Here is a 12,635-nt window from a genome sequence, read left to right on the forward strand (position 1 = left end):
CCCCGGTCAGCCTCGATTCTCGAGCACCGGCCCACGCAAATCCTCGTTGCTGTACGACTCGCGAACCCCACTCGACGGTAGTTGCGAACCTGCACGTCAGCACGCCGAATAGCGCGGGATCCTGCGCTGTCCCCGCGTGCGGTGGTCACTTTCGCGATCAATCCCTCTCAACTCTCGATGCCTTGACAACGGCGATGCAGTGTGACCACCATTACCGCATCATGTGATAGAGGTTATCACACTATGAGAGGAAATTATGAAGGTTGCGATCCTCGGCTTGGGCGAAGCCGGAAGTCTCTACTCGTCGGGATTCCTCGCGAAGGGCTGGGAGGTGACCGGGTTCGACCCGGCCGACACCGCCACCCCCGCGGGAGTGCTGCGCTTCGACGACGTCGCCGACACCGTGCGAGGTGCGGATCTGGTGCTGAGCCTGGCCAGCGCGAAGGTGGCGGTGCGGGCGGCGACCGACGCCGCACCGCATCTGTCGGACGGCATTTGCTATGCGGACATGAATGCCGCGCCAGCCGAGATCAAGGCGCAGGTCGCCGACGTGGTCGGCGCGGCCGGCGCTGCGTTCGCCGATGTCGCGGTGGTCGGGTCCGTCCCCGCCCACGGGGCGCGTACCGCCCTGGTGGTCAGTGGCGACGGATCGACCGCGGCGGCCGCGTATTTCGAGGCACTCGGCGCCACGGTCGAGGACATCTCCGGTGCGCCCGGGGACGCGTCGAACCGCAAGCTGCTGCGCAGCGCGTTCATGAAGGGCCTCGGCGCGTTGATCGTCGAATCGGTCGATGCCGGGATCGCTGCCGACGCCGAGCAGTGGGTGCGTGCGCAGATCGCCGGTGAGCTGTCCGGCAGCTTCTCGGCCCTGGACCGGCTGCGGGACGGCACCCGCAAGCACGCCGCCCGACGCTCGGTGGAGGCGGCCGCCTCGGTCGAGCTCCTCGACACCCTTGGTGTCCGCCCGGTCCTCGCGTCCGCGACGACCGAGGTGCACCGCACCCTCGCCGATGCGAATGGACGCGCCACCGACGAGTTGCTCGAGGCCTACGCCGGGCTCCCGGTCGCCAACATCGGCGACGCCCGCCAGCGCATGGGCATGGTCGATTCGGGTATCCATGCCATGTGGAAGGGCGCACGGATCGTCGGCCGTGCCCGCACGGTGTGGACCCGGGCCGGCGACAACAAGGCGCTGCATGAAGCGCTGGCGAAGGTGCAGGCTGGTGAGGTGATTGTCATCAACGGACAGGGCGACCAGAATCGGGCCTTGATGGGTGAGTTGATCGCCGAACGCGCCCGCTCCCGCGGCTGCGTCGGCATGATCATCGACGGCGCCGCCCGCGACATCGATGTCCTGCAGGAGATCGGGTTCGGCGTGTGGGCCCGTGCGGTGAACCCCTCGGGCCCCTACAAGGACGGCCCCGGCAAGATCGACGTCCCGGTCGCGGTCGGCGGTGTCGTCTGCGCCCCCGGCGACCTCGTCGTCGCGGACGACGACGGCGTCATCATCATCCCGGCGGCCGAAGCGTTCACCAGCCTGGCGGGTGGCCGGGCGGTCGAAGCCGACGAGGCGCAGCGTCGGGCCGCGATCATCGCCGCCCGTAAGGTCGCGGCATGATTGCCATCTGGGCGTTGCTGGCGTTCATAGCGTCCATCGTCTTCTGGAATGCGGTGCTCAAACGCAACATCGGTGAGGCGATGATCGTCGGGTTCGTCGTCGTCGGTGCGTTCGCCGGCCGTGACGCTCCGAAGTACATGTGGGAGGGCTTCGTCAATTCGATGCAGGAGGAAGTGACGTTCGCCGGGCTGGCGTTCATCTTCATGAGCTTCATCCTCGCGAGGACCCCGGTGCTGGACCGGCTCATCGACATCCTCAACTCGTTCCTCGGCCGCCTGCGCGGCGGTCCGATCTACACGTCCACCGTCGCCGGCGGCATGTTCGGTGCCATCGCGCATGTCGGCGCTTCGGTCACCGCCGCGGTCGGCTCAGTCACCGTGCCGTGGATGAAACGCTCCGGCGTCAGCGGCGAACTCTCCGCCACCGTCGTCGCCGGCTGCGCGGGCATGGGCGTGACGTTCCCGTTCAGCGCGACCATGTTCATCCTGGTCGGGTCCAGCACCGTCACCGGGATGATGGCCGCCGACGACATCATCGTCCCGCTCGCCATCGCCGGCCTCTGGTGCCTCGGCTACCGACTGGTGCTGAGCTACTACCTGGTCCGCAAGAACGGCCTGCAGCCGATCGCACCGGAAGACCGGATCCCGGTGAAGCGGAGCCTGCGGGTCGGGTGGACCTCGCTGTTGCTGTTCGTCCCGATCCTGATCCCGCTGCTGCTCACCCGCGGTCCGGTCGCCGCACCCATCGCGCACTACACCGACCTGGTGATGTCGAGTGCCCTGAGCCTGATCACCTGGATCCCCGTCCTGATGATCCTGCTGGTGCTCTTCCTCGGGCGCCGGCACCTGCCCAAGACCAGCACGGGCTGGTGGAAGGTCCTCGGCGACGCCGCCCCCCAGTTCGGCGTCATCGGTATCACCATCGTTGCCGCGTTCTCCGCGTCGGCGGTGCTCGCCAAGCTGAAACTGCCTCAGCAGCTGACCGCGATGCTCGAAAGCCTCAGCGCACCGTCCTGGCTGATGGCGATCCTCGTCGGGATCATCATCGTCATCATCGCGATCCCGCTGACCGCCTCTGCCACCATGGCCTCGGTCGGCCCCGTCGCCGTCGCCGCCCTGGTCGGCACCGGTATCGCCGCCCCCGTGGCCGCGGCCGCCGTCTTGGTCTTCGCGTCCACCGAGGGCGCCTCCCCACCCTCGGGCGCTCCCATCTACGTCGCCTCCGGGATCGCCCGGATCGACCCGTCGAAGATTTTCATGCCGCTCCTGAAGTACTACTGCATTCCCATCCTCGGCATCGGGGTACTGATCGCCCTCGGCCTCCTCCCCGTCTGATCCCGCGACAGGACACGTCATGTTCCAGAAAAGCTTCTCTACCCTCTTCCGCATCAGCGTCGTCGCGTTCCTGCTCGGCGGACTGGCGATCGTGCTCGGTCAATCCGTCGGACTGATCCTCGGCGACGGCGTCGTCGTCACCCACGTCGAGGAACTGCTCGCCCCGTACGCCTACGGTGCCGCAGGCATCGCCGGACTGCTCGCCTTCGTCTTGTCGTACTTCCACCACGGCGGAGAGGAGGACGCCCTCGGAAACGAGGACTCTCCCGCCCGCACCGCCGAACACGTCGGATGACCAGGTCGATGAGCACGATCGGTGCCGACTCCACCTACGCCGACCTGTGCGCCCGCACCGACGGCGCCCCGGCCGGGTCGAGTTGGGGAGTCTTCGACAACCGGGACCGGGGGACGGCGAACTTCGCCGGCCCCGGGCAGGTCCGCGACGCCGCCACCCTGGTCACCCGGGGTGCGGTGTTCGCCCTCGACTATCCGCTCGGCGCGTTCGACCCACCGATGGCCCGGTCGCGCACGGCGCCGAAGCACACAATCGTCTCCGCGCACGCCGAATCCCGCGACGACCTCCTCGACGGTTTCTACCTGCAAGCCAGCAGTCACCTCGACGGATTGCGCCACCGACGGGTGTCCGGGCAAGGCTTCTACGGGGGTATTCCCGACGACCAGGTCACCGAAGGGTCCCCGGCGCTCGGGATCCAGGCCTGGTCGCAGGACCCGATCGTCGGCCGCGGCTTGCTCCTCGACCTCGAAGCGCTTCACGCCGAGCGCGGGCATCCGCTCGACCACGCCCAGGGTCCGGCGCTCGACCCTGCCGACCTGGACGCCGCCGCGCAGCGCCAAGGCTGCGAGATCCGCGGCGGTGACCTGATTCTCGTCCACACCGGCTGGGCACACTGGTACCTCACCGCCACCGACGACCAACGCAACGAGGTCCGCTCCGGTCGCCGCTCCACCGGCTTCGCACAGAGCCGCTACCTCGCACAGTGGTTGTGGAACAACAAGATCGCGCTCTTCGGCACCGACACCTTCGCCGTCGAAGTTCTCCCCGTCCTCCCCGACAGCCCGTTCACGGAGTCCGCTCCCGAGGATGCCGGAATGATGCACCAGGAACTGATCGGCAAACTCGGCGTCCCCCTCGGCGAACTGTGGAACCTCACCGCACTCGCCGTGGACAGCCGCCGCACTCACACCTGGGACGCCCTGGTCACCGTCAAACCACTCAACTTCGTCGGCGGGGTCGGTTCGCCCTGCAACGCGACCGCCATCCGCTGACAGGTTTATCGCACAATGATAAGTTTCATCGAAAGTAGGTGAATCGAGGAGGAAACATGGCGGCGCCGACCAACAACATGCGATCACTGGACCGCGCGTTCGACGTGCTCGGCGTCCTCCAAGAGGCAAAGCAGCCCCTGCGGCTCAGCGAAGTCGCCCGCCACGCATCACTGCACGTCGCCACCGTGCAGCGGATCCTCGGCGTGCTCCTCGAACGCGGGTACGCCGCCCGCATCGGCGACACCTACACCGCCGGGCCCGCTGCGCTCGCGGTCGCGCACGCGTTCATGGTCACCAACCCGCTCAGTGTCCTTGCCCAGCCCATGCTGCAGCAGCTCGCCGCGAGTACGGGGTTCACCGCGTCGATGTATGTGAAGGTCGAATCCTCCCGAGTGCTCATCGCGCGGGTGGAAAGCGACCATCCGCTCAACTACATCCTCCCCGTCGGTGAGCGCCTGCCGCTCTACCTGGGCGGCGCCGGGAAGACGATCCTCGCTCATCTCGACACCGCGGAGGTCGACGAGATCCTCGGCGGTATCGGCGACATGGCCCTCGCCAGCGGTGCGACCGTGTCGAAAGCGGAACTGTTCGCCCAACTCGAAAAGATCCGCAGCGACGGCTTCGCCGTGTCGGTCAGCGAACGCCTCTACGGCATCGCCTCCGTCACCGCCCCCGTCCGTGCCGCCGACGGCACCCTCGTCGCCGTCCTCGGCGTCACCGGACCCGCCGACACACTCACCGACACCCAGATCGACCACCTGATCCCCGAAGTCCGCCGCGCCGCAACCACTCTCGGCACACGGGTACCCGTCGCCGGCTAGCCGGACAGTTCGCTTCCGGCCGACGATTCCTGTTCAGACCGGCTACCCCGACAGGCAAACCAGCAATCGGAGCAATGGCCAAACCTTCACGTAGTCAAGACATCGTCGCCTTCGCCCAAACCTGGGCGCCGTTCGGCGATGTTCGCCGCACCGGGTTATGCCCGGGCGCCGAGTGTTTCGAGGAAATCCGCAATGGCCGCTTCCGGCCGTTCCGTGTGGTTGCGTCGCGTGGTGGTGAGTCGGGATCGCGCCATCGCCGGTCTGCTTCGGAGGTGCCACCCCAGACGCCGTAGGGTTCGCCCACGGTGATTGCGTGGGTGTGGCACTCGCGTTGCACGGGACAGGTGGCGCAGACGGCTTTCGCCTGCCGTTCGCGGCGGATGCGCGCGCCTCGACCTTCGCCGTCGCGGGCGAAGAACAGCTCGGCGCCGGTGTCCCGGCACCGAGCGTGCATCTGCCAGTCCCAGAGCTGGGTACAAGGCTGGGGTAGGCACGGTCAGGCTGAGTGATGGCATCGTCCCGCTCCACTCCGGTCAGCTCGGGGTCAGTTCGGAAAGTAGCTACTCAGTGTCCCGGCCAGACCGAGGAGTTCGACGGTGGAGGCACCCTCGGCGATCTGTTCGCGGAACTTGGTTTCCTTGTCCTCGCGGGCCTGGGCGAGCTCGAGGGCGGATTCGACCTCGCCGGCGTAGACCACAACCAGGCCGTCGCGGTCCCCGACGATGACGTCGCCGTTGTGCACGGTAGTGCCCGCGATGTCGACGGGTTGGCCGATGCTGCCCTTGTAGGCCTTGGTCGTGCCCCGAATCGACAGGCCCTTGGCGAAGAGCGGGAACTTCATGCCGATGATCTCTTCGGCGTCGCGGACCGCGCCGTGGATGACGAGGCCGGCGATCCCTGCCTTCTGCGCTGCGGCGGTGAGCACGTCACCCCAGGCTCCGGCGTCGAGGAAGCCGCGCGCGTCGGCGACGAGGATGTCGCCGGGGCGGGCGTGCTGCAGGGCGGCGTGCAGCATGAGGTTGTCGGCGGGACCGGCGTCCACTGTGAGCGCGGGACCGGCAAGCTTCATCGACGGGTCGATCGGCTTGATCACGGCATCGATGGAGCCGCGCTGCCCCTGGGCCTCGTAGATGGTGGCGGCACCCAGCTCGCGGAGGCGGGCGAGTTGCTCGTCGGTGGGTCGAGTGCTCATGGTGTTCTCCTGTTTCTGCGCGGTCGTGCCGTCGCGACTGTGGTGGGGTCTGCCGAAGATGTTGCGGCTCTGCAGATGTGGGGTGCGACCGGCGGACTGCGGACCGGCGGTCACGGGGTGGAGCTTCGGATTTGTGGAGCCGCTCCGGTGCTGCGCGGTTGGCGCGGGTCACCGGAACCGGAGGACGAGGGCTTCCACCGCTGCCGGGTGCGGTGGCACCTGGTAACTGATCTGACAAAAAAGTACATTATCAGAACAATCTCTGTCACCATAGAGATCCGAACAGGTAGTTGACGGGCCGTTGCCGGACTATCGCTCATATTTTGTACTCACTCTGAGGTAGGAGAAGATCATGAAGTTGGCGATCATCGGATGCGGTGAAGTGGGCCGCCTGTATGCCCGGGTCGCGGCGGAGTCCTTCGAGGTCGTCCTCTGCGATGCGTATCCGTCACCGGCGGCGCGCGATCTGGCGATCGAGCTGGGCTTGACGCTTCACGAGCGTCTGGGCGACTGGCTCGCCGGCGTGGACCGGGTGTGGTCGTGCGTGACCGGCGACGTCGCCGCGGCGGTGGCCGAGCAGTCCGGAGCCTTCGTGTCACCCGGGGCAATGTTCGTCGATCTGAGTACCGCCACCCCGGCGGACAAACTGCGCTCGTCGGAGCTTCTGCACACCAAGGGGATCGAGTACGCGGATGCGGTGATCATGGGTGCCATCGGCATGACGGGCCTGCGCACGTCCCTGCTGGTTTCGGGGGAGGCGGCTGCGACGGCGGTGGCCGACTTCGCCACCATCGGGGCGCCGGCGCGGGCGCTGGAGAACGCCCGGCCCGGGGATGCGGCGGCGTTGAAGCTGCTGCGCACCGTGCTGACCAAGGGGATCGAGGCGCTGGCGGTCGAGTGCCTGGTGTCGGCGGAGAAGCAGGGTGTGCGTGAGGAGCTCTACCGCGTACTCGGCGACATCGACACCCAAGGATTCACCACCTTCCTCGATGCGGTGGTGCGCAGTCACCTCCTGCACGCCGAGCGCCGCTCGCACGAGGTCGAACGCGCCGTCGCCCAGCTCGACCAGGCTCATCTGCCCTCGTCGGTACTCGCGGGCACGCGCACGCTCTACGAGCGCTCGGTGCATTCACTGGCCGCCCACCCGCCCGGCCCGGACGCCGCGACATCCATCGATTCCGCGCTCGCGTGGATGCTCAGCGTGTCCGAGGCCGACATCCCTGCGGCGGTCTGAGCTCAACTCGCAGTCCACCACTTTCCTGCCGGCCCCGGCCGCGCGTCCGGGGTCGGCAGGTGGCGCGCTACGCGCACCCAGCGCCGACAGGCGAGCACTTCCGACCGCCGACGACGACAATTTCAGAAACAAAGACACTGAAGTGCCTGATTTGACATGGCAGTATTGCGAATATTGTTCTCAAATTGTATGTTCGTAACCGATCGAGTGTGGCGCGCAACACAGCAACCTGGTGCGGCCCGTCACGGCAGCGTCCAATCCCACGGGATGAATGACCGCCCTCGACTTCCCAGCAGCTTTGTACGAAGGAGCCCACCGATGTCACGTGACCTGGACGCGCCCGAGGTCGGCGCCTACCGCAGCGCGGTGATCCGCAAGATCAAGATGCGGGTCCTGCCATTCCTGGTGGTGCTCTACATCATGGCGTTCATCGACCGCGCCAACGTCGGATACGCCGCCCTGGAGATGAACGCCGACCTCGGGATCACCAAGGCACAGTTCGGGCTCGCCGCGGGGCTGTTCTCCATCGGGTACTTCCTGTTCGAGGTGCCGAGCAACATGCTGATGCGCAAGGTCGGCGCCCGCAAGTGGATCGCCCGCATCCTCTTCAGCTGGGGCGCCGTTGCCGTCCTGACCGGCTTCGTGCACGACTTCACCCAATTAGCCATCGCACGAACGGTTCTCGGTATCGCCGAGGCCGGTTTCTTCCCCTGTGTGCTGCTGTACCTGACGCTGTGGTTCCCCGAACGTGAACGCGCCCGCGTCGTCGCCCAGTTCATGATCGCCCTGCCGGTGGCCACCCTCATCGCGGGCCCACTGTCCGGGATGATCCTCGATCATGTGCACTGGTTCGGCGTCGAGAGCTGGCGCTGGGTGTTCATCCTCGAGGGCATCCCTGCTGTCATGCTCGGCTTCGTCACTCTGTTCGTCCTGGTCGACGGCCCACACAAGGCCAAGTGGCTCACCCGTGACGAAGCGGACTGGCTGACCGAGACCATCGAAGCCGAGAACCGGGCCAAGGCCGCCGCCCACGGCCAGGTGTCGTTCCTCCGCAGCCTCGCCGGGATCCGCACCCTGTCGCTGTCGTTCATCTACTACAGCAAGTCCGTCGCGATCTACGTCCTCGCCTTCTTCACCCCCAGCATCATCTCCGGACTCGGCGACCGACTCAGCAACACCTCCGTCGGGTTCATCACCGCCCTCCCGTACGCCGCCGCCGCGATCTTCATGGTCTGGTGGGCCCGGCACTCGGACCGAGGCGGTGAACGCCGCTGGCATGTCGGGATTCCGTTGCTCGTCGCCGCCGCCGGCCTGGTGTCGATGGTCTTCGTCCAGGACAGCCTGTGGTTCTCGGTGATCCTGCTGGTCGTCATCACCGTCGCCGTCTACGCCACCTACGGACCGTTCTGGGCGCTGCCGTCGTTGTTCCTGACGGGACCCGCCGCCGCCGTCGGCCTGGCCTCGATCAATTCGCTCGCCAACCTCGGCGGATTCGTCGGACCCTTCGGCTTCGGCGCCCTCGAAACCGCCACCGGCGGCATCTACTGGGGCCTGTCCATCGTCGCAGCCATGCTCATCCTCGCCGCGGGCCTGGTCACCCGGCTCCGGTTCGTCCGCGAGGCCGAGGCCAAGGCCCGGGAACTCGCGGCCACCGACGCCCGGGAGTTATCCGAAGTGGACGGCGTCCGCGTTTCCTGACCCACCCTCCCAATCCGCACTGAGCGGGCTCGCCTCGGCGAGCCCGCTCAGACCCATAAGAGAACAGTACGATCGAAGTACAATCTTGCTCATCGTGGGTGGATAACGCAGACAGAGGAGACACCCGATGGCTCAATCGAGTTCCATGGTCTACGAACTGGTCCGGAGCCGAATCATGGCCGGACACTACGCGCCGGGCGCGCACCTCACCGAGGGACAGCTCTGCGACGAACTCGATGTCAGCCGCACCCCGGTCAGGGCCGCACTCCGCCGCCTCACGGAGGAAGGACTGATCCAGACCGAACCGCACCGCGGTGCGTTCGTCGCGCAATGGACCCGCTCCGACGTCGACGAGGTCTTCGAACTGCGCTGCGTCCTCGAATCCCGCGGCGCGGGCCTAGCCGCCGAACGCCGATCCGCGGACGAGTGCGCGGAGCTGCGCAAGTCCGTCGACGAGATGGCGAAGATCGCCGCAGCGAAGAAGTCCACCTATAAAGACGATCTGCACCACAACAACCGCGAGTTCCACCTGCTCGTTCTCTCGGCCGCACGGTCACCTCGCCTGTACAAGATCGCCGAACAACTCGCGTACACCTCGGTCACCCTCGGAACCTACTTCTACTACTCCGACACCGACATCGCCCGCAGCATCCAGTTCCACCGCGACATCACCGACGCCATCGCCGCACAGAACCGCACCGTCGCCGAATCCCTCATGTCCGCCCACATCGGCGTCGGACACGTCGCCTTCGACGCCGGACGTTTCGGACAATCACACCCGGACGACTGAGACACCGTTGTCGATCAAAGCCAACGAGGCGGTTCCTCGACTTCACCGTCGATGTTCACGCCGACGGTGCCGCGTCCGGCGGCCCACCGCACGACCGCGGCGAGGGGCCCGGACACCTTCTCCGCGGGCGGTGAATCCGGCTGCACCGCAACCGGTTCACCTCCGTCGACCGCGAGTATCAGGCGTGTGCCGAGGTCCTTGCGCTGCCACATCCCGACGATGTCGGTGAGCAGCGACTCGAGGACCACGTCGGGGAAGTCGCCGAACCGGCCGCCGTTGCCGAGGTCCACCGCATGGATCCACACCTCCCGGGTGCGCATCCACGCCGTCTCCGACACGGGCACCAGACGGCCCTGCGCGGTGCGGACCTGCGCATCCCACGCCGAGGCGGGCAGGTTGCGCCATTTCTCGTCGAGCCGGGCGACGGTGTGGTCGAACAGGTTCCGCAGCGCCGCCGCCGACAGGGTGGTGCCCTCGGCGATCTCCCGGCCCCGCTGCTCCGCCGACGCATACATCGGGGTCTCCACGCCCGACGCCGCCCAGTCCAGCAGCCGGCACAACGCGGCCGCGTTGTAGCCGACGTGCGCCACCAGGTGTCGCCGCGACCACCCCGCCAACCCGGTCGGCTCGGACAGCTGCTCGTCGGACAGCTCGGCCAGGCGCTGCGCGAAGTACGCGGTACCGCGGCGCGCGATCAGCAACCGCTCGGACAAGTCGAGGTCGTGGAAACCCACCGGGTGCACCCCCTTATTTGACGATCGTCGTGTTGCGGACGGTGCCCAGGCCCTCGATGGTGACCTCGACGGTCTGCCCGTCCTGAATGTAGAGACCGGGCTTACGGGCGTGCCCCACCCCGCCCGGGGTGCCGGTGATCACCACGTCACCGGGCTGCAACGTCACGATGTGCGAGATGTACTCCACCAGCCTGGCCGGGGTGAACACCAGATCGTCGGTGGTGGTGGACTGCACCACCTGCCCTTCCAGTTTCGTCTCCAGTGTCCCGCCGAACGTGTACGAGTCGGTGGTCGTCAGGAACGGCCCGAAACCGCTGGTCTTCTCGAACGTCTTGCCCTGATCCCACTGCAGCGTCCGGTACTGGTAGTCGCGCATCGTGTAATCGTTCATCACCGAATACCCGGCGATGTACTGCTCGGCGTCCGCCTCCGGCACCTGATACGCCTGCCTGCCGACGACGAACGCCAACTCCCCCTCCCAATCCAACTGGGCGGCGGCATACGACGGGACGATCACGTCGTCGTACGGGCCGGTGAGGGCTTCCTTGAATTTCGAGAACAGGGTCGGGTACTCGGGCAGATCCCGGCCCATCTCCTGGATGTGGTTCGCGTAGTTCAAGCCGACGCAGATGATCTTCCCCGGGTTCGGGACCACCGGGGCGTAATCGGCCCCGTCGAGGTCGACGGTGGCACCGGACGCGTTCTGCGCGAAGGTTTTCCAGTCCGGGTCGGCCAGCAGGGCGGACAGGTCCGGGTACCCGTCGATGATCGTGGCGGTGGTGTCGGAATCGACGCGGACGGCGACGGTGGCGCCGGCGCGGCGCAGGGTGGCAAGCTTCATGGGATTTTCAGGCTCCTTCGGAGATGTACGTGCGATCAAAGTGCAGGCGCTCGACGATGGGGGCGTCGGAGAACGCGAACAGGTCGAACTCGGTGTCGGCCTCGATCGACCACTCCGTCCAGGACGGGACGACGATCATGTCGCCCGTGCCGACCTCACGGTTCTCGCCGCCGAGGACGAACCGCCCGGAACCGTCGAACACCTGGTAGACGGTGGACCCGACGTCGCGGCGGGGCCGGGTGCGGGCGCCGGCGCGCAGGCGGTGGAACTCGGCGCGGATCGTGGGCATCACGTCCCCGCCGGTGGTCGGGTTGGTGTAGCGGACCGCGGCGTGACCGGGTTCGGTGGTCGCCGCATACCCCTCGTCCTCGAGCGCCAGTTGCTCGCGCAGCGCGGCGTCGGTGTGCTCCCACCGGTACGCCGCGATCGGCGAGGACGTCTTCGCGTCCAACCCGACCAGCGGTCGCAGCCCCGGATGCGCCCACAACCGCTCCGACCGGGACACATCCGGGGTGGAATCGTCGGTGACGTTCTCGGACCCGAATTCGAAGAACCCGGTGTCGGTGTAATGCACGAACGGGATGTCCAGGCCGTCGATCCAGGCCATCGGCTGATCGGTTTCATTGTGGTGACCGTGGAAATGCCAACCCGGGGTCAACAGGAAATCGCCGCGGCGCATCGCCACCGGATCCCCGTTGACGACCGTCCACACCCCCTCCCCCTCGACGACGAACCGGAACGCGTTCTGCGCGTGCCGGTGCTCGGGGGCCACCTCCTTCGGGCCCAGATACTGGATGGCCGCCCACAACGTCGGCGTCACATACGGCACCCCACCCAACCCCGGGTTCGCCAGGGCGATCGCCCGCCGCTCCCCACCCCGGCCGACCGGCACCAGATCCCCGGCCCGCCGCGCCAGCGGATACAACGTCGACCACTTCCACACGAACGGCACCGCCCGCGACGCCGGCGTCATCGGCATCAGATCACCGAGCTGGGTCCACAACGGATTCAGGTGTTCGCTCTCGAAGTCCCGGTACAACTGGGCGAGCGGAGCGTCGTCGACGTGCGGTTCGGTAGCGGTCATGG

The 12,635-nt window shown here is 67.2% G+C and carries 13 protein-coding genes; 8 read left to right on the top strand and 5 right to left on the bottom strand.

The annotated features are described in order from the left end of the window. Nucleotides 1-256 precede the first annotated feature (256 nt). Genes HGB39_RS10670 through HGB39_RS10690 form a run of 5 tightly spaced genes read left to right on the top strand, consistent with a single transcriptional unit; the run spans nt 257 to nt 5,060 of the window. Entirely contained in the window at nt 257-1,618 is a 1,362-nt protein-coding gene (locus tag HGB39_RS10670; protein WP_005560582.1) for an RraA family protein, read from the top strand. After that, nucleotides 1,615-2,952, top strand: a complete 1,338-nt coding sequence (locus HGB39_RS10675) for a TRAP transporter large permease subunit (protein ID WP_005560580.1) — start codon at nt 1,615-1,617, stop codon at nt 2,950-2,952. The genes HGB39_RS10670 and HGB39_RS10675 overlap by 4 nt, the downstream gene beginning before the upstream one ends. Nucleotides 2,953-2,971: 19 nt before the next feature. Beyond that, on the top strand, nt 2,972-3,247 hold the full coding sequence (locus HGB39_RS10680; protein WP_005560578.1) for a hypothetical protein: 276 nt from the start codon (nt 2,972-2,974) through the stop codon (nt 3,245-3,247). 8 nt (nt 3,248-3,255) lie between these two features. Continuing rightward, on the top strand, nt 3,256-4,239 hold the full coding sequence (locus HGB39_RS10685; RefSeq protein ID WP_043786859.1) for a cyclase family protein: 984 nt from the start codon (nt 3,256-3,258) through the stop codon (nt 4,237-4,239). A gap of 56 nt (nt 4,240-4,295) precedes the next feature. Then, nucleotides 4,296-5,060: an IclR family transcriptional regulator gene (locus tag HGB39_RS10690; protein WP_005560574.1), complete on the top strand. Its 765-nt coding sequence runs from the start codon at nt 4,296-4,298 to the stop codon at nt 5,058-5,060. A 94-nt stretch (nt 5,061-5,154) separates the two neighbouring features. Here HGB39_RS10690 and HGB39_RS10695 read toward each other — a convergent pair whose 3' ends face one another. Together HGB39_RS10695 and HGB39_RS10700 are read right to left on the bottom strand one after the other, a co-directional pair. After that, nucleotides 5,155-5,514: a WhiB family transcriptional regulator gene (locus tag HGB39_RS10695; RefSeq protein ID WP_081276556.1), complete on the bottom strand. Its 360-nt coding sequence runs from the start codon at nt 5,512-5,514 to the stop codon at nt 5,155-5,157. 90 nt (nt 5,515-5,604) lie between these two features. Then, nucleotides 5,605-6,252, bottom strand: coding sequence for a 4-carboxy-4-hydroxy-2-oxoadipate aldolase/oxaloacetate decarboxylase (locus tag HGB39_RS10700; RefSeq protein ID WP_043786856.1), 648 nt, complete (start codon nt 6,250-6,252; stop codon nt 5,605-5,607). Nucleotides 6,253-6,604: 352 nt separating this feature from the next. Between HGB39_RS10700 and HGB39_RS10705 the strand changes: the two genes are divergently transcribed. The 3 genes from HGB39_RS10705 to HGB39_RS10715 all read left to right on the top strand — a co-directional run bounded on the left by HGB39_RS10705 (nt 6,605) and on the right by HGB39_RS10715 (nt 9,974). Next, nucleotides 6,605-7,486, top strand: coding sequence for an NAD(P)-dependent oxidoreductase (locus HGB39_RS10705; RefSeq protein ID WP_005560570.1), 882 nt, complete (start codon nt 6,605-6,607; stop codon nt 7,484-7,486). A gap of 318 nt (nt 7,487-7,804) precedes the next feature. Continuing rightward, on the top strand, nt 7,805-9,184 hold the full coding sequence (locus tag HGB39_RS10710) for an MFS transporter (protein ID WP_054248013.1): 1,380 nt from the start codon (nt 7,805-7,807) through the stop codon (nt 9,182-9,184). Between the two features lie 127 nt (nt 9,185-9,311). Next, on the top strand, nt 9,312-9,974 hold the full coding sequence (locus HGB39_RS10715; protein ID WP_043786848.1) for a GntR family transcriptional regulator: 663 nt from the start codon (nt 9,312-9,314) through the stop codon (nt 9,972-9,974). A 14-nt stretch (nt 9,975-9,988) separates the two neighbouring features. Here HGB39_RS10715 and HGB39_RS10720 read toward each other — a convergent pair whose 3' ends face one another. Genes HGB39_RS10720 through HGB39_RS10730 form a run of 3 tightly spaced genes read right to left on the bottom strand, consistent with a single transcriptional unit; the run spans nt 9,989 to nt 12,633 of the window. Beyond that, the gene (locus HGB39_RS10720; protein WP_043786853.1) at nt 9,989-10,708 is read right to left on the bottom strand and encodes a maleylpyruvate isomerase family mycothiol-dependent enzyme; all 720 of its coding nucleotides are present in this window, start codon (nt 10,706-10,708) and stop codon (nt 9,989-9,991) included. Between the two features lie 13 nt (nt 10,709-10,721). Then, nucleotides 10,722-11,549, bottom strand: coding sequence for a fumarylacetoacetate hydrolase family protein (locus HGB39_RS10725; RefSeq protein WP_005560561.1), 828 nt, complete (start codon nt 11,547-11,549; stop codon nt 10,722-10,724). A gap of 7 nt (nt 11,550-11,556) precedes the next feature. Next, the gene (locus HGB39_RS10730; protein ID WP_168442924.1) at nt 11,557-12,633 is read right to left on the bottom strand and encodes a cupin domain-containing protein; all 1,077 of its coding nucleotides are present in this window, start codon (nt 12,631-12,633) and stop codon (nt 11,557-11,559) included. Nucleotides 12,634-12,635 lie beyond the last annotated feature (2 nt).

The organism is Rhodococcus opacus, from assembly GCF_012396235.1.
Classification (GTDB): domain Bacteria; phylum Actinomycetota; class Actinomycetes; order Mycobacteriales; family Mycobacteriaceae; genus Rhodococcus_F; species Rhodococcus_F opacus.